The organism is Xenorhabdus sp. PB30.3, from assembly GCF_963895965.1.
GTDB lineage: Bacteria > Pseudomonadota > Gammaproteobacteria > Enterobacterales > Enterobacteriaceae > Xenorhabdus > Xenorhabdus stockiae.
Genome location: NZ_CAWQMW010000122.1, coordinates 96,390 through 121,111, shown reverse-complemented (window position 1 = coordinate 121,111; position 24,722 = coordinate 96,390). Strand labels below are relative to the sequence as shown.

Below are 24,722 nucleotides of genomic sequence, written 5' to 3'. Positions count from 1 at the left end.
GAATATTATCAATCCATTATGGGGTGATTGTAATATATGTCATACAGTGGTGGTCATTTCATTATAAAAAATAAAGTCAGTAATATTACCAACCAGAACAAGTATTGCGATTGAGCAATGCCTATTTTTAACTGCAAATAAAAGAATGGGATATGCTTCAATAAAAAACGCAATAAAATATAGTCTATTTTTAGTTGAATTTTTAAGAATTGTTCACTATTCAAAAATACGAAATCTTCTAATAACACGAAGACTCAGTATCTAGGTGACAATACACCGTGCTATTTATTTAAATTATTTTTCATCATATATCAATCTCAAGGAGGTAATTATGATCAAGGCAGACAAGTATCAACCATTTGGAGATGAAAGTGTCGGCTACCCACAAATATGTATTCGGACTAATCGAACGGCTGATCGTACGAATATGAAGCCAATAATAGAAAAAGCTATGGCTATAGTACAAAAATATCCTTGGAGTGAGAAAGACACAATAATTAAAGAAGTATTTAAAGTATTGGGAAGTGACTTTGGCGGAGGTGGCTTTGGTCATGCATGGGTTATTTACTTCAATAGTGCAAAAGAAGGGGATAATACATCATATGCTTTTCATGCAGGATATGGATTCGTAAAAAACTCAGAATATACCAATGATTCTCCAGGGAGAAAATTCCATCTTCAGCGCTGTGTAAAGGTTGATAGCAAAGCGATAAACCCTGGATTAATAGAAATGAAAATTATACCTAAGTTAATAGATGAAAGTAACCAGTTGGCAAAACTGATGCAACTTACCTCTGAAGATATGAAAAATGGGGTATATACTCCTATAACAAACTGCTCGTGGTTTGCAGGAAATTTATGGAACCAGATAACGAGATTGACATTCGAGCAATCTATTGAAGATGGTATCAATATTGATGAATTGGCAGATAAACTAGACCTTCCATTTATAAAGAATATTAGAGGTATTGGAGACCCAGGAATGCTTGCCGAGAGCATTAAAAATGGATTGCATATTTAACGAAAAAATTACTGATAATAATTGAAAGAAACTGGCTTAATTACCCTGCAATTAAGCCAGCATTTGTAACGAATCGTATTTATTCACCTTTTCTACGAATAATGATTGCAGGTGATATTTGTACTTCTGATCGGCTTTACTTCCCTGAATAGATACACTCAAAAATAAATTTCAGTGCCAGCATACTCACGTAATTTCCCACTAACCTATGCTGAAATCCATAGAGTATATATTACCAATCTGGTTGCTCAAGACACCTCATATCCAAGGCATCAAAAAATATCAAGGCTCACCAAATTATATTATTACCATTAGAAATAGTTAATTTATTTTTATTAGATTGCTCGCTAAAATAGTACTCACACGCAATATTGGATGTTATTTATGTCAAGTTATACATTGGATAATTCTTATAGGCAGGCAAGCTATCGTTTATCGTTATTAGAACAACACTTAGACCCTATGACGCAACGTCGTATAAAAATGCTCAACCTTGGACAAGGCTCTCGTTGTCTGGAAATAGGTGCTGGAAATGGTTCAATCGCTAAATGGTTGTGTCGGCATGTTGGAGCTAGCGGCAGTGTAGTAGCAACGGATATTAACACAACATTACTTAATCATATCGAGCTCCCAAATCTTGAAGTATGGGAGCATGATATTCTCAAATCGGAACTGCCGGACTCATCATTTGATTTTATCCACGCTCGTTGGGTTCTTTATCATTTACCCTCAAATCTGGAATATGTGATCCAACGGATGATTAATGCACTTCGCCCATCTGGAATATTATTATTAGAAGACATTGATTTTTTCCCCATAAATACATCGCCATCTGTTGTATATCGTGAATTTATGACAGCTTTAGCCAATTCAATGGCCACATCATCTGGACGAGATGGCTTTTGTATGCGTAACCTACCAGAAGTTATTGCTACAACGGAACTGACGCAAGTTGGAGGGGAAGGAGATCTTCCTGTCATACAAGGTGGAGGAGCGGCAGCTAAATTCGTTGAATTAACTGCGAAGCAAATACGTGAAAAAATGCTGACAGGTTCATCATTATCTTTGGACAGGTTTGAGCAGGGTTTGCAGCTACTCAACTCGCCAGATTTTTGGGCATTTGGAGCGGCTAATATTGCTGTCTGGGGAAGGAAAAACATCAACACATTACATGCGTGACCATTTTTCAAAATACAAGGTTTCAGCCTCTCACCAGAGGTGGGCCTTTGGCTAAGAAAATTCAATAGGTAGATCAATCAGTTTCAAGGTAATTGTCATTATGTTTTTAATCATAAATTAGAAATATGACCCATTTTTTTGCTGACATCAAATGCCAGCAAAAAGCTATACTCATACCAAATGATTTTGTTTTTCTTGTTTTCTATATATTTTCATTACTCTAAATAACGGTATCATAGGTACAATAATGATGAGTAAATCAATTAAGCAAGATATTATGTACATACTAAAATAGGAAGTGTATTCAAACCTAAAGTTAGTGTAGATCATTAGTAATAAAGAAAAAGAATTTAAAATAAAGAAAGAAAAATACATAAAAGCCAAAGAGACTGAAAAGATGATAAATAGATCTATTTTTTCTATCGCTATATCTTTTCGGCCTTTAATCAAGTCGAAGCAAAAATCCCATCTTTTTTTTCTTCTCGCTATTTCGTTAAGGATGATCACATATAAAGCGAGAGCAATAATTAATATTTTTTTGAAAAGGTATATTTTTCCGAACAAACCGAAATTAACGGAGGGAAAAACAACATAAGCAAGATGAATATTTGATATAGCCGTAAATAGTGCAAAAAAACCACTAATAATATAGTAGGCTAAATGTTTTTTACGCATAAGTATCCTATGTTTTTTTACTAAAATTTGAGGTGAATGGAAAAATCGTCCGTTCTAGAATGTAACTCTATCTATTTTTCATTCAGTTACAACTCAAATTTCATATTTTTTTATTATCAATGACAATAAAGTTTCGTGAAGTCATATTTTTAATAGTAGGTGTGAAGAGGTAATATTCTCATACCCATCTGCATTTCTTTTATTGGCTAACTAGAGCGTATTTTACCCTCAGACGAGGGTATTATTATTTATTACAGCTATGTGATATCACTGATACATCAGCTATCTCCCGCTCCCAACCACAACAATGCATCTCCGGGGCTAATGGCACTACCCGGCTGACAGCTAATCTTTGTAACCCGGCCCGCCTGTGGCGCATGAATCGCCAGTTCCATCTTCATGGCCTCGACAATAATCAGCGGCTGCCCTTCTTCCACGTCATCGCCTGATTTGACCAGTACTTTCCAGATATTCCCGCTCATATCCGCACTAATCTGCAAACCATGCTCATTAAGATCCGCTTCTTCTTGTGGCCGTTCCTCTTCATCCTGAACAAAACACTCTTCTTCCGGCTGTTCCTGTTGCCAGCGCATGACCTCGGTTTCAAAAGCCACTGCCTGTCTTAGTTTGAAATAGGCAATATCTTCGGCATTTTCTTTCAGAAAGCGCAGATGTTCGGCAAAATCAAACTGCGTATTTTCAATATGGATAGCAGTACGCCCCTCCTGAAAATCTTCCCGTAACTGTTCTAACTCTGCTTCAGTAACAGGATAAAAACGGATTTGATCAAAAAATCGCAACAGCCACGGCTTATCTTCCTCGAACTGTTCATTTTTCAGAAATTTGTTCCAAATCGGTAGGGTTCGTCCCACCAGCTGATAACCGCCGGGAGAATCCATGCCATAGACACACATATAAGTACCGCCAATACCGACAGTCCCTTCTGCGGTAAAAGTACGTGCCGGATTGTATTTTGAGCTTAACAGGCGATGGCGAGGGTCAATTGGAACAGCGCACGGAGCACCCAGATACACGTCTCCCAACCCGAGGATCAGATAACTGGCATCAAATAGGATACGGCGCACGGCTTCACGATCAGCCAGCCCGTTAATACGCTGAATAAAATCGACGTTATTCGGTAACCACGGAGCACTGGATCTTACCGTGCTCTGATAACGGTCCACGGCTCCCAGTGTTGCGCTGTCTTCAAATGCCATCGGCAGATGGATAATGCGAGATGGCACTTTCATGGAGCTGACATTGCCAAGCTGTTTCTCCAAAGAGAGCAACAAAGCGATGAGTTTCTGCTGTTCGATTTGCCGGTTGTCATAGCGGATTTGCAAAGAACATACACCCGGAGCTATTTCTTTAATTCCCGGTTCAGCTAAAACATGTAGTTTTTCCATCAACAGATGTACCCGCAGGCGCAGCGCCAAATCCAGAATATTTTCACCATATTCGATCAGAATATAGTTATCTCCCGCCTGACGATAAACAACCGCGGGAGCAGAATGAGTGGCGGAAAGCTCAGCCAGCACGGCACCAGAATATTCTTCTTTTGCTATCTGTAATGTTCGCTCTAGTTTTAATGGTGCTTCCGACGTTGATCTCAATGTGGCAATAATACAATTTTGCTGTTCTTCCAGAGTAACCGCTTCTTCCATACTGATGGGATGGAAACGGATACGATCTCCCGGCTTAACCTGACCGACTTTCCACAATTCAGCTTTGGCAATGGTAACAGGGCAAACAAAACCACCAAGGCTAGGCCCGTCACGAGTAAGAATGACAGGAAAATCGCCGGTAAAATTGATAGAACCAATGGCGTATTCACAGTCATGAATATTTGAAGGATGTAAACCTGCTTCACCACCATCAGGGCGTGCCCAGACAGGTTTTGGGCCTATCAACCGTACACCCAGACGGTTTGAATTGTAATGCACCTGCCATTCGGCAGAGAAAAATTCATCTATATAATCCTGAGCGAAAAAATCAGGCGCACCATGCGGCCCATAAAGTACGCCAATATCCCATATATCACCATAAACGGGGATCGCGGCAGGTTCCGGTGCCTGCGGTAGGCTGATTGGTGCGGGAGTTGTACAGGCGGGTAAGGCTGGCTGTGAGATGGGAAGCATATCGGCAATTTTTAAGATACGGCCAGCATGTCCGCCAAATTGACCGAGTGCAAAGGTAGAACGGCTTCCAAGGTAACAGGGAACATCAATGCCATTTCTGACCGCAAGGTATGTACGGCAGCCGGATTGTGCCCGCCCTATCTCAAGTATTTGCCCCGCTTTGATATCCAGTGGTTGCCAATAAGGTACGCTTGTTCCGTCTAATAATGCGGTACTCTCTGCACCGGTCAGCGCAATCAGTGCGTCACAATGAAACTGTAAGGTTGGCCCCTCCAGCGTAAACTCCAGTCCGGCAGCCGATTCATGATTACCGACAATCCGGTTCGCTATCCGAAAAGCCAAGTCATCCATCGGGCCGGATGGTGGAACACCGATATCCCAATACCCCGACCGACCGGGATAATCCTGAACACTGCTCCATGTTCCCGCTTTCAGAACCTCAATAGCATTTGCCTGAGGTTCAAAACTATCAAGCATTCGGGTCCAGGCTTGTCCTTGTTGGAATGGCTCACTGGCTGTAATTTGACGCAGATATTCCAGATTAGTTGTAATGCCGTGTAATTGGCAGGAATCCAGCGCTTCACGCAGTTTGATCAGCGCTTTTTCTCGATTTTCTGCATGAACAATCATTTTAGCGATCATCGGATCATAAAATGCAGAAACCTCACTTCCCGTGCGCACACCACTATCGACACGTATACCTTCAGGGAATTTAACTGCTGTCAGAACTCCCGGAGCGGGCTGAAAGTTTTTCAGTGGGTTTTCTGCATACAGGCGCACTTCAATTGCTGCTCCGACCGGTGTCCGCTTTAAATCCGCCCAGTCAATGGGTAGCCCAGCCGCAACCCGCAGCATATATTCCACTAAATCAAGCCCGGTCACGCATTCCGTCACGGGGTGTTCGACTTGCAGACGGGTATTAACTTCAAGAAAGTAAAACTCATCCTGCTCGACATCGTAAATGTACTCTACCGTACCTGCGCTGCGATAATTCACCAACCGACCCAATTGTACTGCGGAATCCAGCAACGCCGATCGGGTCTGTTCCGGCAAATTAGGCGCCGGAGCTTCTTCTACGACTTTTTGATTCCGGCGCTGCAAAGAGCAATCACGCTCTCCCAGCGCCACAACATTCCCTTTACCGTCACCGAAAATCTGCACTTCAAGATGGCGGGCCTGCCTGATACATCGCTCCAGAAAAACACCGGTATCACTGAAAAACTGTTCACCAAGATGGCGCACACTCTCCCATGCCTCACTCAGTGCATTTGCGTCATAACAACAGCTAAGGCCGATCCCACCACCACCGGCAGTACTTTTCAGCATAACCGGATAACCGATAGTTTCAGCGGCACTGAGTGCTTCATCCAGTGAATTGAGCAACCCTGTTCCCGGTGTCATCGGTACACCTGCTTCTGCGGCCAGTTCTCTCGCTCGGTGTTTCAAGCCAAATTCACCAATCTGGTGTGATGTCGGGCCAACAAAGACAATACCCGCTTTTTCACACGCTTGTGCAAACGGTAGGCATTCAGACAAAAATCCATATCCCGGCCAGATGGCCTCTGCATGGCTCTGTTGTGCTGCGTTTATGATTTTATCGATACACAGGTAACTCTCACTGGCTTTTTCCCCGTTTATCGGTAATGCGATATCAGCATCTTTAACATGTTGTGAATTTTTATCTGCGTCTGAATACACAGCCACACTGACAATTCCGAGCCGTTTCAGAGTACGGATAGCACGGCAGGCAATTTCTCCGCGGTTAGCAATCAATACAGTTTTAAACATTGTCTTTCTCCTGATTGATAACCCAATTACGCCAGCCACCGAACTCTGTAATATCCGTTGCACCTTTCAGTGCAACCGGTTCGCAGATAAAACCTTTCACCCAGCGACCATCGGCTAACTCCAGTGAACCGATGCCTAATGGTGGCGGAATTTCAGCAACGAATGCACCAAAATAGGTCAGTGGAATATCCCAAAGCTCAATACTGATGGATGCACCTGTGTCATCCCTCACTAATCCGGGCTTGGGGGGCTGAGTGTTGGCTAGTTCGTAAAGTCGGTAACAGCTCGCGGTCTGTGTCGTCTCAACAAATACGGCGTTACGTTCGGTTAATTGGTCGTTCAGAGGCATGCCCCGAAGATGAGCTCCGACAACCGCTAAACGAATATGCTGCCCGGATGGTGGTAACACCATCGCTTCCCCATCAAGTAATTGGCCGGTAGCACCAAGTGGTAATGCGAGGTGCTGCTGCCAGCGTAGACCAAATGATGCGAGTGCACGGTCGTGCCAGGCTGGTGCAAGTAAGGTAATACCTGCGGGTAATCCGTCAGTTCGGAACGGTGCAGGCAAAGCAAGTGCGGAAAGATTGGCAAGGTTGGTGAAATTGGTATAAATGCCAAGTTCAGAATTATAGTGAATCGGCGTCCTTTTAATTTCTTCAATCGTTCTGATTGTCGGTGTAGTGGGAACAATAAGAGCATCAAAGCCGGCTAATATGTGCTGGATCTTCCTCGCCAGTTCTGCCCGCAGATATTCGGAATTAAACGCATCGACGGCACTATAATTTTTACCACCGTCAATAATCTGGCGCACTTCTGGATCCATCATTGCAGGAAAACTGAGCATGCCATTCACAACAGTGGTGCGCTCAGCAACCCATGCTCCCTGATAAAGTTGTTCACCCAGTTGGTTGAATACCAAGAAATCAATTGGCTGAAGAGTTGCCCCCATATTTTGCAACTCGAGCAGAGCCTCCTGCCATGCGGATTCGGCAATCGTGTCATGACAAAATACAGGATTGGCAGGAATAGCAAATAGAGGGTGATCCGGCAATGTTGCAGGTGTAGACGCCGGATTTATGCTGGAATAAGCATAATTTTCGTCGAATCCTCCGACAATATCCGCAACACTAAAAGCATCTTCAACCGTCAGGGCAAAAACAGATAAGGTATCGTTGAGTCGACAGGCAGGAACAACACCTTTGGCGGAAAACCAGCCTTTTGTTGGTTTCAAACCCACAATATTATTGAAGCCAGCAGGCACCCGTCCGGAACCTGCGGTATCCGTCCCAAGTGCAAATGGCACTAATCCTCTGGCAACGACAGAAGCAGAGCCAGAGCTGGAGCCGCCGCTAATATAGCGATCATTAAAACTGTTTTTAACGACGCCATAAGGTGAACGAGTGCCGACTAATCCGGTAGCAAACTGATCCATATTCGTTTTTCCAACGACGATAGCTCCCGCCGCTTTTAGTCTGGCAACCGCTGTCGCATCTTCATCTGCGATATATTCAAATGCTGGGCAGGCCGCGGTTGTCGGCCAGTCAGCAACATCGATATTATCCTTAACTGCAAAAGGAATACCGAACAAAGGAAATGCGTCGGGATTACGCTGATAAGCCGGTAAAAGTAAACCAATCTGAGCCTGTAACTGTTCCGGCGTTGCAAGATAAATCCAGGCATTATCATCAGGTAAAAAGGAATCTAGATGCTGTTGCAGTAAAGCAAAAACGGACTCCACATCGTGTCGTATCCGCTCATGCCAGTATTTTAAGGTATAGCCAGTCATTGTTGTCATGCTGTGATACTCCAGTGGATATAATGGGGTTTACACAGCAATACGCATGCCAAGATAGTAATATGCTTTTTTTCAATTGATTAAGGTTGGGGAAAATATCAGGGATAATGGTTTGCACCATTATGGTTCATAAGTTGAACAATAATGGTGCTTGTTTTTAACTTAGTCGATTAACGATAAGAAAATGAGTGGCAATAATAAGAGTAAATATGGTGATTATTATTCATCTGGTGAATAAATTACCTGAATAAAAATAGAGAATTAATATGAATGATCATTATTAGAAATAGAATAAATTGCGTCCAATTTTTTATTAAAATATCAGTATATTTTTTATATTTTACTTAACCTGTCAAACTACAAACTTATAGACAGATATAAACAATTTTATTTTTCAAACAAACTTTTATAACGAACTATCTATAAATGATAGCAATAACGACGAGTCAATTAATGTTCAATAAATAGGTGCTCCGTTAAGGGTAGACAGTAAGTGTGGCGATATCATCATTATTTATTTAATATAGCGCCGAAAATAGACATATTGCTTGTGATCCATCCCGACCCAAAAAGAGAAAAATGATGAAAACAACATCCAAGATATTAATTAGTCTGGCCTGTGTCGTTATGCTTGCCGGCTGTGCCCGCACAACCCCAATAAATGCTCAACAAACAACAATCGTAACAAAAAATTCACTGCCTACAGTGAAAAAAGCGATCCTTGAGGCAGGGCAAAAACGTAAATGGATAATGAATGAAGTTTCTCCGGGCATTATCGATGGTTCACTGAATACTCGCAAACACGAAGTTAAGATACGTATTACCTATACGAACAAAAACTATGCTATTCACTATGTCAGCAGCAAAGGATTAAAGGCTAGAAACGGAAAGATCCACCGTAAATATAATATGTGGACCAATATATTGAATAATGATATTCAAATGCGTTTAGCCTCTATGGCCAACCAATAATATCTTAATGTTACAGGCGTATTTCACGCGAACGTAACCCTATCACTCTATTAACCCTAATTTTATTAGGGTTTAACTATTCCATTGGATATACGGATATATGACCACTCCCCATAATTACGACAAAGATGATTTAAGTGCGTTTGAAGCAATTACTGAAGCTCAGCGCATTGCTTTTGCACCAATGCTATTTCAGACGGCAATTTGCCTGCGTGATTTTGGTATCTTATCTTTTCTGGATAAACACCATAAAGAGGGAGCAACAAAAGATGAAATCTGTAGTGGTTCAAAATCAGACAGCTATGGAGTAGGTGTTTTATTGGATATGGGGTTAAGTGGCAGGATTATTCTTAAGCGCGATGATCGGTATTTCCTCAGTAAAATTGGTCATTATTTGTTGCATGACAAAATGACTCGCGTCAATATGGATTTTACTCAGGACGTATGTTATCAGGGCTTATTTCATCTGAAAGAATCGCTGCAAGAAAATAAGCCTGCTGGTTTAAAAGTATTTGGTGAATGGCCAACAATTTACCCAGCTCTCAGCCAACTACCAGAACCAGCCAAAACAAGCTGGTTTTCATTTGACCATTTTTACTCTGATTCTGCTTTCAATGCAGCATTAAAAGCCATTTTTTCTCTGAGCCCCAAATTGATTTATGACGTTGGTGGAAATACAGGAAAATGGGCATTGCGCTGCTGCCAATATGACAGTAAAGTCAGCGTCACTATTCTGGATTTACCCCAGCAAATTGAACTGGCTGAAAAAAACATCCTCAGTCAGGGAATGGCTGAACGTATTTCAGGCCACCCTGTTGATATGTTGTCGGATTGTGAATTACCTAAAGATGCCGATATTTGGTGGATGAGTCAGTTCCTCGACTGTTTTTCCGAAACACAGATTGTTGATATTTTGCGTAAGATCTCTGCATCAATGAAACCAGATGCCAGAGTATGCATCATGGAATTATTTTGGGACTGTCAACCATTTGAAGCGGCTGCTTATAGCCTCAATGCAACTTCGCTTTATTTTACCTGCATGGCAAATGGCAATAGCCGTTTTTATAGTATGGACAACTTTAATCAATTCCTCGATAAAGCCGGATTTGTAGTAGAAAACAAAATTGATCAGTTAGGGCTTGGGCATACGCTGCTGGTTTGCAAGAAAAAATAATTGACGGTATTTCATGAAATTGACATTGGATATTACAGATTGGCAAGCCGTAGCTCCGGGCCTTTCTGTTCCTGAAGAATGGGAAAAATGGTCTGCCATTTCACCTGCTGCCATAGATGGCTCACACCCTCTGGCAAAATGCTCTCAGCTCCCGATGATGACAGCCCGTCGTCTCAATTCGGGCAGCCGCTTAGCTGTAGATTGTGGTTTAAGCATTTTACGCCGGAATAAAGTGGATGCCATTGTCTATACCAGCCGTCATGGTGAACTGGAGCGCAATTATCAGATACTGATGAATCTGGCACAAACAGAACCTGTTTCCCCGACTAACTTCGCCATGTCAGTTCATAATTCGTCTGTGGGGAATCTCACTATTGTTGCCAAGGCACCGCTGGTTTCTTCTTCAGTTTCTGCCGGAATTGACAGTTTTCAGCAGGGGTTATTTGAAGTTGCGACTCTGCATCATGCTGGTTACAACAAAGTGTTACTTGTCGATTTTGACGGCAAGATCCCTGATTTCTACCACAATGAGATAGATGAAAATACACCCACCTTTCCATTCGCAGTTGCGTTGCTTTTTGAGCAAGGAAAGAACTTACATTGTGAAAAGCACCCATCACCGGAGACAGAGCCTTCCCTTCCCCAGAGCCTTCAGTTTCTACACGGCTGGTTAAACGGAAAACAGCTCTTTACCGTAGCTGGAGATCATTGTGCATGGCACTGGAGCAACGGGAGCAAATAGCATGGAAGAAAAGATAATAGGCCGCATCACTGAACGGGCTAACTGGCTCTGGCGTCTGCTGATGACAGGGTTCTGTTTTGCTCTGTTTGGTATTGGTGGGTTATTACTTTCTTTGATCTGGTTTAATTTACTATTGATTTTTCAGCGAAATGCTGAGAAACGGCTCCGTATCGCACGGCGTAGTATCTCAACCTGTTTTCGCCTGTTCCTATTTTTGACCAGAAAACTGGGAGTATTGGATTATCACTTTAATGGTGCAGATAAACTGCGTACAGATAAAGGCTGTCTGATCGTCGCCAATCACCCTACTTTGTTGGATTACGTCATCTTGGCATCGAATCTGCCGGATGTGGATTGCATCGTCAAATCGGCACTGCTACGTAACCCTTTTCTCAGTGGTGTGGTTCGCTCTGCTCGCTATCTCATCAACAGTGATGCCGAAACCTTGCTGCCTGCCTGCCGCGAAAGGCTGACTACCGGTGGCAATATCTTGATTTTTCCGGAAGGAACGCGTACAACGCCCGGTCATCCTATTTCACTCCAGCGCGGTGCTGCCAATATTGCGGTCCGCTGTGAATGTGATGTCCGGATTGTACACATTACATGCAGCCAAAAGATGCTGGATAAAAAAAGTAAGTGGTATCAAATCCCGCCCAAAAAACCGATTTATACCATTACCGTTGGTGAGCAACTCGCCAATGAGGATTTTTCTGCCGATACAGAGAGCGGATACGCTATTGCTGCCCGCCAGCTCAATCGCCAACTTACACAGTTATTAACACCATCAAATTACTAGATGTTGGATACAATAATGCAAGAATCAAACATGCAAGAACTAAACCAAAACTTACAGATCGAAATAAAACAACTAATTATAGATACCCTGAATCTGGAAGATATCACTCCTGCTGATATTGAAACCGAAGCACCTCTGTTCGGTGATGGGCTGGGGTTAGATTCCATTGATGCGCTGGAGTTAGGTCTGGCGATTAAAACCCGCTATGGCATTGTGCTATCCGCCGAAAGTGAAGATATGCGTCAGCACTTTTCTTCTGTTGCCACATTGGCATCTTATATCCAGTCACAACAGGGATAACAGCAGAGGAACTCATGGAAAAACAACAAATTTATCAGGAAGTTTCACAACTTTTGGTCAAACTGTTTGAGCTTTCTCCCGAAGATATCACGCCTGATTCACGCCTCTATGAAGATCTGGAACTCGACAGCATTGATGCAGTTGATATGGTTGTTCATTTGCAGAAAAAGACAGGGCGTAAAATTAAACCCGAAGCATTCAAATCTGTCCGCACCGTTCAGGATGTGGTGGATGCAGTCGAGCAGCTGTTGCAGGAAGAGTAATTCCTCTCAGCCATAACACTTTGAAGTATTAATGCTTTGAAACATATAGCAGGAACACGCTGGGTAGCTAATTGAAGTCGTTGATTTTATTGTTTCGTATTGCCAATACCGTAATGTTAATCGCTTGGCCATTTTTGGCATGGGCGATGGTCAGCTATGGGCAATTTAATGTCGTATTGCCCGTTATCATCCTGTTTTTTGTTTTGCGCTTATTGCTAAGCCGTACAAAAATAAGTCGTAAAACAATCGGCAGAAAAAAAACGGATAAGCCGCAAAACATAAATTGGGATACGGGGTGGATACTGTCAATTGCCGGAATTTTACTGGGTTTGGCAAGTTTTATCCTGCGTGACCACCAACTTTTGATGTACTACCCAGTCGTCGTTAATATCGTTTTATTTACCCTTTTTGGCTGTTCGCTGTACTACGGGCCTCCTATTGTAGAAAGGCTGGCCCGACTCAAAGAGCCGGATTTACCGCCTGAGGGGATTGCCTATACACGCAGAGTGACTTACATCTGGTGCCTATTTTTTATTTTAAATGGCACAGTTGCTCTCGGTACTTGCCTATATAACGATATGACACTGTGGACACTATGGAATGGAATGATCAGTTACCTGTTAATCGGGCTGCTTATCGTTATTGAATGGCTGGTACGCCAACGTGTGAAAAAGAGATGAAAACCTCCCCTGTATCCCAATGGTTATCAGCGGGTAATGCCTCTGACAGGGTCATTACCTGGGGCAATCACTGTATCAGACTGAGTACACTCCGGCAGGATGTCACGGTACTCTGTCATCGCCTGAGAAACCATACCGCCTCTCACTGGGCATTATGCTTTGATGATAGTTATCATTTCTGTGTTGCCTTGTTAGCTACTCTGCATGCCGGAAAAACGCCGGTCATTCCGGGACACTGCCGTGAAGCACAGTTACAGGAACAACAATCCAGCTTTGATGGGGTTCTGACCGATCTGCCCCTAAAATTATCTTGTCCATGCTGGCAGATCTTTTCATCTCAACAAGACAACATTACCTCTGAAACAACACTGCCAGACATATCCCCTGATGCTGTTCTGGTTCTGTTCACCTCTGGCTCCAGCGGTGTACCTAAACAGGTCATCAAACCTGTCGCGGTGATGGATCTCGAAACCCAGTGGCTGGCTTCTTTATGGCAGGATAGACTGCAATCTTGTGTTATCCGTGCATCAGTCAGCCACCAGCATTTGTATGGCTTAACTTTTCGAATCTGGCTGCCGATGTCTCTTGCTTTGCCATTTGAGCGTAAAATGGTGGAGTTTCCGGAACAATTAACTCAGTGTCCACAGGCCTCTTTGACACGTTACGCACTGATCAGCAGCCCGGCATTTCTCCAACGATTAGATGATTCTCTTCCTGCCCCAAACTGCTCTTTCGTGGTTTCAGCCGGAGGGCCATTAAATTTTGCAGATGCCAAACGCGCTACAGAATGGCTCAAGACCATCCCAAATGAAATTTATGGCAGTACCGAAACAGGCATTATAGCCTGGCGAGCTCGCCGGGAAGACCATTCAGTCTGGAAGACATTCGCTGACGTCTCTTTCCGGCAGGATAAGGAAAATAACTTACGCGTTTACTCCCCCCTGCTTTCTACTACAGATGGAATGGTTCTGGATGATCGACTGCTATTTGATGAAAAGGGGAACTTCTCACTTCAGGGGCGTCGTGATCGCTTAGTTAAGATCGAAGAAAAACGTATTTCTCTGTCTGAAATTGAACGTCGTTTATGTGCAATTGATGGGGTTATCGATGCCGCAGCACTGATCATCAATCGAGGAAAACGCAACTATATCGGGGCTGTCCTTGTTTTAGATGATGACGCATTTCAGCACTACCTCCAACAAGGTAGCGGGAAATGCTCTCAGAATTGGCGCCGTCAGCTCATTTCCTGGCTGGAACCTGTTGCACTACCTCGCTACTGGCGAGTAACCACCGCTATTCCACTGAATGCCCAAAGTAAACGCTCATGGCCTGAGTTACAGGAGCTATTTAATGAAACCCATTGAAACCCATCTTGAGCAACCTGCTCCAAACGAGGCCATTATTCGCCTGTATTTAGATCCTGACCTGAGTTGGTTTCACGGGCACTTTTCCGTTCAGCCACTTTTGCCCGGTGTCGCTCAGATCGATTGGGTTATGCATTATGCTCAAGCTCTGTTTGCTCCGGGCTGGCATTGTTCTTCTGTTGAGATGGTAAAATTTCAGTTACCTTTACAGCCCGAGGATAACCTACGCCTAAAAATTCATTGGGAAGAAACTAAGCATCAGCTGACTTTTCAGTATGATGTGGAATCCCCCGATAGTGGCGAGTGCAAAACGGCAAGTCAGGGGAAAATCAAATTATGTCGCTGAGCGTAAACACGATTACGCCATGCGTGGTCATCCCCTGCTATAACCACGGGGCAACGATGTCCGCTGTCTTGGAACGGTTATCGCACTATCAGCTTCACTGCTTTATCGTTGATGATGGCAGCGACATAGCGACACAGCATTGCCTCGAAAATCTGGCCACAGTAACCCCCGATGTTTCCCTGATCCGCCTTGAACAAAATCAGGGAAAAGGTGGGGCAGTAATGGCTGGAATGCGAGCAGCAGTAAACGCTGGCTATAGTCACGCTTTACAGGTTGATGCAGATGGTCAGCACTGCCTTGAAGATATTCCGCTTTTTTTATCCAAAGCTCAGCAATATCCGGAACGTCTGATTTCCGGCCTGCCGCAGTATGACGCCTCTGTGCCCAAATCCCGGCTTTACGGGCGTTATATAACGCATTTCTGGGTCTGGGTAGAAACGCTTTCTCTTTCCATTAAAGACAGCATGTGCGGCTTTCGGGTTTATCCACTGGCTCCCACTCTCAATTTACTGACAAAAAAGAGTATCGGCCGCAGGATGGACTTTGATATTGAAATCATGGTCCGTCTGTACTGGCAGGGTACGGAAAGTGAATTTGTCCCGACAAAAGTAACTTATCCCGAAAATGGGCTATCCCATTTTCACGCTTTACACGACAATCTCAGCATTTCGTGGATGCACACTCGCCTGTTTTTTGCCATGTTGCCACGCCTTCCTGCTTTATTATGGCGTAAGCGCTCTTTACTTAGCCGCTGGTGGGATAAGCGACGTCATTGGTCTGATATTAAAGAGCGTAATGGTTTGTATGGCATGAAGTTTATGCTGGCAGTTTACCGCCGTCTCGGACGCAAGCCATTTGAATGGTTACTTTATCCGGTTGTAGGTTATTTCTGGGCAACCGGTGGAGTACAGCGTCAGGCATCACAGCAATACCTTAATCGCCTGAAACAGACCATGCAGCGCAAAAATATTGCTATTCCTTCCGGACTTAATAGTTACCGTCATTATTTGCGCTTTGGTGGTGCCATGCTGGATAAAATAGCAAGCTGGCGCGGTGATCTGAAATGGGGCAAAGATATCGAATTTGCCGACGGTGCGGAGGCCATTCTTTTAGGTGGTGACTCACACGGAAAACTGTTATTGGTTTCTCATCTGGGTGATATTGAAGTTTGCCGGGCACTGGCTCAACATGCAGGACAGCGAACAATTAATGCTCTGGTGTTTACTGAACATGCCCAGCGTTTTAAGCAAATTATTGAAGAAGTCTCGCCACAAGCGGGCATTAATTTATTGCCAGTGACGGATGTAGGCGCAGATACCGCTATCCTGCTGAAAGAAAAAATTGATGCCGGGGAATGGGTAGCCATTGTCGGTGATCGCATCGCCGTTAATCCATCCCGTATCAGCACGCATAGAGTCATCTGGAGTCAGTTTCTTGGTGATTCAGCACCTTTTCCCCAAGGGCCGTTTATTCTGGCATCCGTATTACACTGCCCGGTTTTGCTGATGTTTGCTCTTAAGCAAAATCATCGGTTCAGAATTTATTGTGAACCTTTCGCCGATCCATTGGAACTTCCCCGTAAACAGAGAGAGCAGGCATTACAGCAGGCGGTTGATCACTATGCTTCTCGCCTCGAGCATTATGCTCTGTTATCTCCGCTTGATTGGTTTAACTTTTTCGATTTTTGGCAATTACCTACAAATAAAGCCAAGGAGTAAGGAATGCTGACAGCGCCCCGTTTTAGCAGCGAGGTTAAATTAACCGTCCCCTTCCATGACACCGACCCGATGGGCGTAGTCTGGCACGGTAATTATTTTCGTTATTTTGAAATTGCCCGTGAAGCACTGATGGAACAGCTCAATTATGGCTACCGAGAAATGATCGCATCAGGCTATGTCTGGCCGGTTGTTGATGCAAAAATTAAATATCGTCGCCCAATAGAATTCGGTCAGAAAATACGAGTACAAGCCACCATCAAAGAGTTTGAAAACCGTCTGAAACTGGTTTATCAAATTTTTGATGCTGAGAGCGGCAACAAAACAACGACGGGTTACACCATTCAGGTGGCTGTTGCAGAGAAAACTCAGGAAATGTCCTTTGTCAGCCCGGATATTCTGTTTGAGCGTATGGGAGTCAAACCATGAGAAAGTTCTGGTTGGCAGTACTTCTATTATCTATTAATAGCCTAGCTATCAATAACTGTGCTCATGCCGTCACGCTTGAAGAACTGCAACAACGCTTCTCTACACAACCGGTAGTGCGGGCTGAGTTCACCCAAGAGCGCCATATTCAGGGAATGCCGCAGCCACTGAATTCCAGCGGTGAAATGCTGGTTGCTCAACATAAAGGACTTTGGTGGCATCAGCAAAAACCTTTTCCTCTCACTTTAGTGCTGGATGACAACCGGATGGTTCAGGCTATCGCGGGGCAAGCACCTCAGGTTATTACTGCGGATTCAAATCCTCAGATGTTTCAGTTCAATCACCTGATGCGTGCGCTATTTCAGGCTGATCGGGCTGTACTGGAAGAAAATTTTAAAATTGAGTTCAAAGAACTAGAACAGGAAACATGGCAACTGGAACTCACGCCAAAAACCTCCCCTTTGGACAAACTGTTCACCATCATTACCCTAAAAGGCAAAGACAATCTCAATTCGATTCTGTTGCTCGATAAACAAGGTGATCGCACTGAACTCTTTTTTACCAAACACCGATTAACACCAGAGATGCTAAGTAATGAAGAAGAACAACACTTCAAATTTTAATCCGCGTCTGCTGGCACTGTTTTGGCTGTTGATATGCACTATTCTCGTAGTTTCATCAGCGATCCTGCTACCACAATCGCGCCTTTCCACCAGCGTGCTGGCACTCTTACCTGCGCAAAGCGCCGGAGATATGCCGCCAGCATTAAAAGATGAATTTATGCAGCGGCTTGATCGCCAGCTGGTATGGATGGTCAGCCCCGGAACGGAAGAGAGTGTAGCACCGGCTGAGTATTGGCAGGAGCAGCTGGAAAAAACACCATTTCTGTCTCATGTCAAAGGGCCGATAAATGCAGAACAACAACAGGCATGGGGTACTTTTTACTATAAGCACCGTAATGCCATGCTTGATCCTGCGACCCGTGACCGGCTGAAATCAGAGGGGACTCAACAGGCAAACTGGATTTTGTCTCAGGTCTATTCGGCTTTCTCAGGCGTCAGCGGGCAAGAGCTCAGCAATGATCCACTTATGTTGGTCAGGGGGTCACAGCTAGCTCTCCAGCAGGCATCCAGTCGGTTACGGCTACAACATGGCTGGCTGACAGCCAAAGATGACACAGGAAGGATCTGGTATCTGCTTCATGCTGAACTGAACGGCTCTTCGTTTGATATGCAACAGGCACATCAGGCTGTCACCGAACTGAGTAAGCTGGAGCAATCGCTGAAAACTCGTTTCCCTGATGCAAAAGTGATCTCAAGGGGAACTCTGTTTTATAGTGATTATGCCAGCCAACAAGCAAAACACGATATTTCCACACTAGGCAGTGCAACCGTACTGGGAGTGCTACTGCTGATTTACGGTGTGTTTCGTTCACTGAAGCCGCTGCTGTTGTGTGTTCTCTCCATCAGTATGGGTGCATTGGCAGGCACGGTTGTGACATTGGGTATATTCGGTGAACTTCACTTTATGACGCTGGTTATGAGCATCAGTATCATCGGTATTTCTGCCGACTATGCGATTTATTATCTGACTGAACGCATGGTTCACGGGCAGGAAGTTACACCGTGGCAAAGTATGCGCAAGGTATTGGCTGCTCTGCTGATGGCACTGGCAACCACCGTCATTGCTTATTTGATCATGATGTTTGCTCCCTTCCCCGGTTTACGTCAGCTTGCTGTATTCGCTGCTGCGGGCTTAACCGCTTCTTGCCTGACAGTGATCTGCTGGTATCCCATATTGGCTAAGAATCTGCCTGTTCGCCCAATCCCGGCGATGATTATGCTAATGCGCTGGCTGGCATTGTGGCGACGTAACAAAGTGTTTTACCTCGGGCTACCTGTCACTCTGACGCTATTTGCTCTAATCGGCATTTCCCGTTTACACATCAATGATGATATCGCTCAGCTACAAGCGCTACCTCAGGATATTCACCAACAGGAAAAACGTATCGCCGAACTAACCGGACAAAGGAGTGATCAGAAATGGTTTGTTGTTTATGGCGATAATGCAGAACAGACTCTACAACGTCTGGAAAATTTTATCCCCCGACTGGCGCTGGAAAAACAGCGAGGTACGTTCGAAAACTATCAGCGGCTGCCATTATCTTCTCTTGCTCAACAGCAGAAAGATCTGAAGCTACTCAAAGCCTCTGTTCCGAATATCATGGCACGTCTGACAGAAACAGGGCTGCCGGTAAAACAGCCGGATTTAAACCCAATGACTGTTATGCCTGATGACTGGCTCAATAGTGTAGTCAGCGAAGGCTGGCGCCTAATGTGGATCACGTTGCCAAACGGCCAGAGTGGGGTTCTACTTCCGGTAACAGGTGTGAAAGACAGTGTTCTTATGCGTCAGTTAGCCGAGAAACAAACCGGCATCAGTTGGGTCGATCGCAAACTGGCATTTGATGAAATGTTCCAGTTTTATCGCACCATACTTGGCTGGTTGCTGGCAGGCTCCATTGTCTTAATCGGGATCAGTTATGTGATCAGGCTTGGTCTGCGTCGTGGTGCAGTCAGTATCCTGCCATCGCTGCTATCACTCGGCTGTGCACTGGCTGTTCTCGGCTTCAGCGGCTACAGTCTCAATCTATTCTCAATACTGGCACTGGTGCTGGTTCTGGGGATCGGTATTAACTATACCCTGTTTTTTAGCAATCCTCGTGGCACACCACTGACTTCGCTACTGGCAATCACCGTTGCCATGTGCACGTCCCTGCTCACTCTGGGCATGCTGGTATTCAGCAGTACTCAAGCAATCAGTAGTTTTGGCATTGTATTATGTAGCGGAATTTTCACGGCATTTCTGCTCTCACCACTGGCAATGCCTGAACGTCCCAAAAGGAACAAAAAAGCATGATGCGATTATTTATCCTGCCACTGGTATGTCTGCTGGCAGCCTGTACTAATTTGCCGGAAAATGGCTCTCCCAAAGCATGGCTGAAACCGGGAGTACGTGTCTCACTGCCTGCACCGGGTATCACGCCAGCCATCAATGAACAGCAATTATTGACCGCAACAGTGAAAGGCAAACAGCAGTCATTAATTGTTCTGCTAAACGCAAGTGAAGACCAGCTATCACTGGCTGGCTTATCATCACTGGGTATTCGTCTGTTCAAACTGACTTACGACCATAATGGCATCCATTCGGAACAATCTCTGGTACTACCGGAAATTCCGCCTGCCAGCCAGGTTCTGGCCGATATCATGCTCAGTTACTGGCCGGTTTCTTCATGGCTTCCACTCCTGCCTGAAGGATGGACGCTACAGGACACGGATAACATCAGACAATTACATGATAATAAAGGTCATTTAATTACTGAAATTCAATATGACACCCAAAATGGCAGACGGTATCCGATACACGTCCGGCAGTTTATTTTTGGTTATGACATCGCCATTCAGAATTTAGAAGAGTAAAACATGATTTATATTTCTGCCGTAGGCATGCTTAATGCCTTGGGTAATAATGTAGATGACATTGCACAGAATCTGGTTTCCGGGCACGCTCCCGGCATGTATGCGCGCTCAGGCTGGTTACAGCCTGATAAAACCTGCTGTCTGGGAGGCGTTGATGCTGAATTGCCTGCTATTCCCCCGCATTTGCACCAGCATAATAGCCGCAACAACCAGCTATTACTGGCTGCCTTAATGCAGATAAAACCCCAATTGGATAAAGCCATAGCACAATATGGACGGGAGCGGATCGCCGTCATTATGGGAACCAGTACTTCCGGCCTTAACGAAGGTGATACCCATGTCAACCGGACAGTTAACCAACAACCCGATGAATCCTATCACTATTATCAGCAGGAGCTGGGCGATCCTTCCCGATTTATTGCTAATTACCTTGAATTGACAGGACCGGCTTTCACCATTTCCACCGCCTGCTCATCCAGTTCACGGGCGATTATCAGTGGTCAGCGTCTGATCGAGATGGGAATGGTTGATGTGGCCATTGTGGGAGGGGCGGATACCCTTAGCCGTATGCCGATCAACGGCTTCAATAGCCTTGAGGCTCTCTCGGAAACATTGTGTGAACCATTTTGCCAGGATCGTCAGGGCATCACTATCGGTGAAGCCTCTACCCTGTTATTGCTGACACGGGAACCCCACTCCGTAGCACTGCTTGGGGCAGGTGAATCTAGTGATGCCTGGCATATGTCAGCCCCTCATCCTGAAGGAAAGGGTGCCACTGAAGCTATCAATATGGCATTAAGTAATGCAGGACTCTCCACACAAGAGATTGGCTATATCAACCTGCACGGAACGGGAACAAAACTCAATGACCAGATGGAATCACTGATCATCAATCAGCTCTTTGGCGAGAGTACCCCATGCAGTTCAACCAAGCATTTGACAGGCCATACTCTCGGTGCCGCTGGAGCCTGTGAAGCTGGTTTGTGCTGGCTGTTGCTGAGCCGGAAATTACCCTTACCAGCACAGGATTTCTCCCGTTCGGGAATAGATACTTCGTTGGCAAGCTGTGGCCTTCTGGCACAATCTGTGCTGTTAGAAAAACCGGTTGTCATGTCCAACTCCTTTGCTTTTGGCGGAAATAACACCAGTCTGATTCTGGGAGCTGTATAATGTCTGACTACTCACCCGCTCACTCTTATTTACCCGTCCATCACTATATCCCCCACGAAGCCCCGATGGTGCTGCTGGAAAAGGTTATAAGTGTCTCCAGTGAAAGCGTGCATTGTCAGGTAACAGTTAACCATGAAGGCGTACTGGCACCTTTCCTTAACGCAGAACAGAATCTGCCAAACTGGTTTGCCATTGAAATGATGGCACAAACTGTCGGAGTTTGGTCTGGCTGGCATCGCAAAGAACGGCAGGAAGAAGATTCATCTCTGGGTATGCTACTTGGCGGCAGGGCAGTGCGCAATCAGGTTCCTGCGTTCACATACGGCAGTATTTTGGATATTCGAATGAATCTGTTATTGCAGGATGAAAAATTCGGTAGTTTTGAAGGTGAAGTCAGCTGTAACGGTACCGTACTGGTAACAGGCCGACTGAATACCTACCAACCAGAAAAAGAAGAACTTAAACAACTATTTAAACGGGATGGAGCAGTATAATGCGTTCAGTTTTAGTCACTGGTGCCAGCAAAGGGATCGGCAGGGCAATCGCCTGCCAATTAGCAGCAGATGGGTTCACCACTATTGTTCACTATCACCGCGATGCGAAAGGTGCAGAAGCAACGCTGGAACAGATCCAGGCTAACGGTGGCAACGGACGGATATTAAGTTTTGATATCTCAGATCGCGATGCCTGCCGTACAACATTAGAAAAAGATATCGAAGTACACGGTGCTTACTACGGCATTGTTTGTAATGCTGGTATCGCTAAAGATGGAGCATTTCCAGCACTTGACGGAAGTGACTGGGATAGTGTCATTCATACTAATCTGGATGGTTTTTACAATGTGATACATCCCTGCATGATGCCAATGATTGGACTACGTCAGGGTGGTCGCATTATCACGTTGTCATCTGTCTCCGGTTTGATGGGTAACCGTGGACAAGTCAACTATAGTGCGGCTAAGGCAGGCATTATCGGCGCAACTAAAGCGCTTGCAATTGAACTGGCAAAACGAAAAATCACCGTGAACTGTATTGCACCTGGATTAATCGATACCGATATGATCCAAATTGAAGAAATCGCTTTAAAAGAAGCTATGAATATGATTCCTATGAAACGCATGGGACAGGCAGATGAAGTTGCCGGACTTGCCAGTTATTTAATGTCTGATATTGCAGGCTACGTCACCCGTCAGGTAATTTCCGTCAATGGAGGAATGCTATGACACGCAGAGTCGTCATCACAGGAATGGGTGGGGTCACCGCTTTGGGGCACGACTGGCAATCGGTCTCCTCTGGGTTAAAATCCGGCGTGAATGCAGTGCAGCAAATGCCTGAATGGGCACAATATGATGGGCTTAATACTCATCTTGGGGCTCCCGTTACTGATTTTACTTTGCCTGATCACTATACCCGCAAGCGTATCCGTTCTATGGGACGTGTTTCACTGATGTCCACTCGGGCAACTGAGCTGGCGCTTGAAATGGCGGGGCTGATTGGCGATCCTATCCTGACAAATGGTGAAACTGGTATTGCTTATGGTTCCTCAACAGGCAGCACTAAACCCGTCAGTGAATTCGCCACCATGCTAACCGAAAAGCATACCAATAATATTACCGGCACAACTTATGTGCAGATGATGCCTCATACCACTGCGGTCAACACAGGTCTGTTTTTCGGGCTGCGTGGCAGAGTCATTCCAACCTCAAGCGCTTGTACCTCTGGCAGTCAGGCCATCGGTTATGCATGGGAAGCCATTCGTAATGGTTATCAGACTGTGATGGTTGCTGGTGGTGCTGAAGAATTGTGCCCATCGGAAGCCGCTGTATTTGATACCCTATTCGCCACCAGCCAGAAAAACAGCGAACCAAAAACAACGCCTTCCCCATTTGATGCTAATCGTGACGGCTTAGTGATTGGCGAAGGCGCAGGCACCCTTATTCTCGAAGAGCTGGAACATGCCAGAGCACGTGGTGCAAAAATTTACGGTGAAATTATCGGATTTGCCACTAATTGTGATGCCTCTCATATCACCCAGCCAAAATCAGAAACGATGCAAATCTGTATGGAAATGGCGCTGAAATCAGCCGGGCTTCAACCTGCGGATATTGGTTATATCAGCGCTCACGGTACAGCAACTGAGCGTGGAGATGTCGCGGAAAGTCAGGCGACTTTCAACATCTTTGGTAACAGAACGCCGATCTCCTCACTGAAAAGCTATTTCGGTCACACACTGGGTGCCTGCGGTGCTCTGGAAGCATGGCTTAGTATTGAAATGATGAATGAAGGCTGGTTCGCACCGACCATCAACTTGAATGAAGTTGATCCGGCTTGCGGTGAACTGGATTACATTATGCATCAACCACGTACAATCCAGACTGAGTTTATCCAGAGCAATAACTTTGCTTTTGGCGGGATTAATACTTCGCTGGTGATCAAGCGTTGGTATTGATTTAAATGGAAAAAAACAAGAAGTCGAATTGAAGTCAAAATGATACTTCTTGTTTTTATCCTACACAGACTAAACACAAAATATAGCGCACAATACTACAGCTCAATAACTCTTTGACGCAGGAATTCCTTATCTTTATCTCATAACATTTTCAACCGAATTTAAGAGCTATAAAATCGGGATAGCATATGCCACATAGTAATTTTAATGATCTCTTATAATAATTAGACTATTAACTTTAATACTAAATT

Annotated in this window: 23 protein-coding genes; 20 read left to right on the top strand and 3 right to left on the bottom strand. The window is 44.8% G+C overall.

Features of this window, described 5'->3' with window-relative positions; genetic code table 11:
- Window positions 1-331 precede the first annotated feature (331 nt).
- Both AACX38_RS09685 and AACX38_RS09680 read left to right on the top strand, forming a co-directional pair.
- A complete protein-coding gene (locus tag AACX38_RS09685) occupies window positions 332-1,021 on the top strand; it encodes a hypothetical protein (protein WP_228862950.1) in 690 nt (229 codons plus the stop codon).
- Between the two features lie 384 nt (window positions 1,022-1,405).
- On the top strand, window positions 1,406-2,200 hold the full coding sequence (locus AACX38_RS09680) for a class I SAM-dependent methyltransferase (RefSeq protein ID WP_228862949.1): 795 nt from the start codon (window positions 1,406-1,408) through the stop codon (window positions 2,198-2,200).
- Between the two features lie 171 nt (window positions 2,201-2,371).
- Here the strand turns inward: AACX38_RS09680 and AACX38_RS09675 are convergent, their stop codons facing one another.
- The 3 genes from AACX38_RS09675 to atzF form a co-directional block, all read right to left on the bottom strand.
- Window positions 2,372-2,875, bottom strand: a complete 504-nt coding sequence (locus AACX38_RS09675) for a hypothetical protein (protein WP_228862948.1) — start codon at window positions 2,873-2,875, stop codon at window positions 2,372-2,374.
- 278 nt (window positions 2,876-3,153) lie between these two features.
- The gene (uca, locus tag AACX38_RS09670) at window positions 3,154-6,801 is read right to left on the bottom strand and encodes an urea carboxylase (RefSeq protein ID WP_228862947.1); all 3,648 of its coding nucleotides are present in this window, start codon (window positions 6,799-6,801) and stop codon (window positions 3,154-3,156) included.
- On the bottom strand, window positions 6,794-8,596 hold the full coding sequence (gene atzF / locus AACX38_RS09665) for an allophanate hydrolase (RefSeq protein ID WP_228862946.1): 1,803 nt from the start codon (window positions 8,594-8,596) through the stop codon (window positions 6,794-6,796). The genes uca and atzF overlap by 8 nt, the downstream gene beginning before the upstream one ends.
- Window positions 8,597-9,175: 579 nt before the next feature.
- Here atzF and AACX38_RS09660 point away from each other — a divergent pair.
- The 18 genes from AACX38_RS09660 to AACX38_RS09575 all read left to right on the top strand — a co-directional run bounded on the left by AACX38_RS09660 (window position 9,176) and on the right by AACX38_RS09575 (window position 24,471).
- The gene (locus AACX38_RS09660) at window positions 9,176-9,568 is read left to right on the top strand and encodes a hypothetical protein (RefSeq protein ID WP_339385670.1); all 393 of its coding nucleotides are present in this window, start codon (window positions 9,176-9,178) and stop codon (window positions 9,566-9,568) included.
- 100 nt (window positions 9,569-9,668) lie between these two features.
- A complete protein-coding gene (locus AACX38_RS09655; RefSeq protein ID WP_228862944.1) occupies window positions 9,669-10,742 on the top strand; it encodes a methyltransferase in 1,074 nt (357 codons plus the stop codon).
- Between the two features lie 13 nt (window positions 10,743-10,755).
- Complete coding sequence (locus tag AACX38_RS09650; protein ID WP_228862943.1) at window positions 10,756-11,484, top strand: beta-ketoacyl synthase chain length factor; 729 nt, start codon at window positions 10,756-10,758, stop codon at window positions 11,482-11,484.
- Window positions 11,485-11,500: 16 nt separating this feature from the next.
- Window positions 11,501-12,280 (top strand): lysophospholipid acyltransferase family protein, encoded by a 780-nt coding sequence (locus AACX38_RS09645; RefSeq protein ID WP_369800385.1) that lies wholly within the window; start codon window positions 11,501-11,503, stop codon window positions 12,278-12,280.
- A 30-nt stretch (window positions 12,281-12,310) separates the two neighbouring features.
- A complete protein-coding gene (locus AACX38_RS09640; RefSeq protein ID WP_228862942.1) occupies window positions 12,311-12,580 on the top strand; it encodes a phosphopantetheine-binding protein in 270 nt (89 codons plus the stop codon).
- 14 nt (window positions 12,581-12,594) lie between these two features.
- Window positions 12,595-12,843, top strand: a complete 249-nt coding sequence (locus AACX38_RS09635) for an acyl carrier protein (RefSeq protein WP_099122344.1) — start codon at window positions 12,595-12,597, stop codon at window positions 12,841-12,843.
- Between the two features lie 71 nt (window positions 12,844-12,914).
- On the top strand, window positions 12,915-13,523 hold the full coding sequence (locus AACX38_RS09630; protein ID WP_228862941.1) for a COG4648 family protein: 609 nt from the start codon (window positions 12,915-12,917) through the stop codon (window positions 13,521-13,523).
- Complete coding sequence (locus AACX38_RS09625) at window positions 13,520-14,887, top strand: AMP-binding protein (RefSeq protein ID WP_228862940.1); 1,368 nt, start codon at window positions 13,520-13,522, stop codon at window positions 14,885-14,887. The genes AACX38_RS09630 and AACX38_RS09625 overlap by 4 nt, the downstream gene beginning before the upstream one ends.
- Window positions 14,874-15,233, top strand: a complete 360-nt coding sequence (locus AACX38_RS09620) for an ApeI family dehydratase (protein WP_228862939.1) — start codon at window positions 14,874-14,876, stop codon at window positions 15,231-15,233. The genes AACX38_RS09625 and AACX38_RS09620 overlap by 14 nt, the downstream gene beginning before the upstream one ends.
- On the top strand, window positions 15,224-16,951 hold the full coding sequence (locus tag AACX38_RS09615; protein ID WP_228862938.1) for a glycosyltransferase family 2 protein: 1,728 nt from the start codon (window positions 15,224-15,226) through the stop codon (window positions 16,949-16,951). Before AACX38_RS09620 ends, AACX38_RS09615 begins: the two co-directional genes overlap by 10 nt.
- 3 nt (window positions 16,952-16,954) lie before the next feature.
- Complete coding sequence (locus AACX38_RS09610; protein ID WP_228862937.1) at window positions 16,955-17,377, top strand: acyl-CoA thioesterase; 423 nt, start codon at window positions 16,955-16,957, stop codon at window positions 17,375-17,377.
- Window positions 17,374-17,997, top strand: coding sequence for a LolA family protein (locus AACX38_RS09605; RefSeq protein WP_228862936.1), 624 nt, complete (start codon window positions 17,374-17,376; stop codon window positions 17,995-17,997). The genes AACX38_RS09610 and AACX38_RS09605 overlap by 4 nt, the downstream gene beginning before the upstream one ends.
- Window positions 17,969-20,293, top strand: a complete 2,325-nt coding sequence (locus AACX38_RS09600) for an MMPL family transporter (protein WP_228862935.1) — start codon at window positions 17,969-17,971, stop codon at window positions 20,291-20,293. The genes AACX38_RS09605 and AACX38_RS09600 overlap by 29 nt, the downstream gene beginning before the upstream one ends.
- Window positions 20,290-20,853 (top strand): DUF3261 domain-containing protein, encoded by a 564-nt coding sequence (locus AACX38_RS09595; protein WP_228862934.1) that lies wholly within the window; start codon window positions 20,290-20,292, stop codon window positions 20,851-20,853. Before AACX38_RS09600 ends, AACX38_RS09595 begins: the two co-directional genes overlap by 4 nt.
- A gap of 3 nt (window positions 20,854-20,856) precedes the next feature.
- Window positions 20,857-22,023, top strand: coding sequence for a beta-ketoacyl-[acyl-carrier-protein] synthase family protein (locus AACX38_RS09590; protein WP_228862933.1), 1,167 nt, complete (start codon window positions 20,857-20,859; stop codon window positions 22,021-22,023).
- Window positions 22,023-22,517 (top strand): hotdog family protein, encoded by a 495-nt coding sequence (locus tag AACX38_RS09585; RefSeq protein ID WP_228862932.1) that lies wholly within the window; start codon window positions 22,023-22,025, stop codon window positions 22,515-22,517. The genes AACX38_RS09590 and AACX38_RS09585 overlap by 1 nt, the downstream gene beginning before the upstream one ends.
- A complete protein-coding gene (locus AACX38_RS09580; RefSeq protein WP_228862954.1) occupies window positions 22,514-23,245 on the top strand; it encodes a 3-ketoacyl-ACP reductase FabG2 in 732 nt (243 codons plus the stop codon). The genes AACX38_RS09585 and AACX38_RS09580 overlap by 4 nt, the downstream gene beginning before the upstream one ends.
- On the top strand, window positions 23,242-24,471 hold the full coding sequence (locus AACX38_RS09575) for a beta-ketoacyl-ACP synthase (protein WP_228862931.1): 1,230 nt from the start codon (window positions 23,242-23,244) through the stop codon (window positions 24,469-24,471). Before AACX38_RS09580 ends, AACX38_RS09575 begins: the two co-directional genes overlap by 4 nt.
- Window positions 24,472-24,722: the final 251 nt, after the last annotated feature.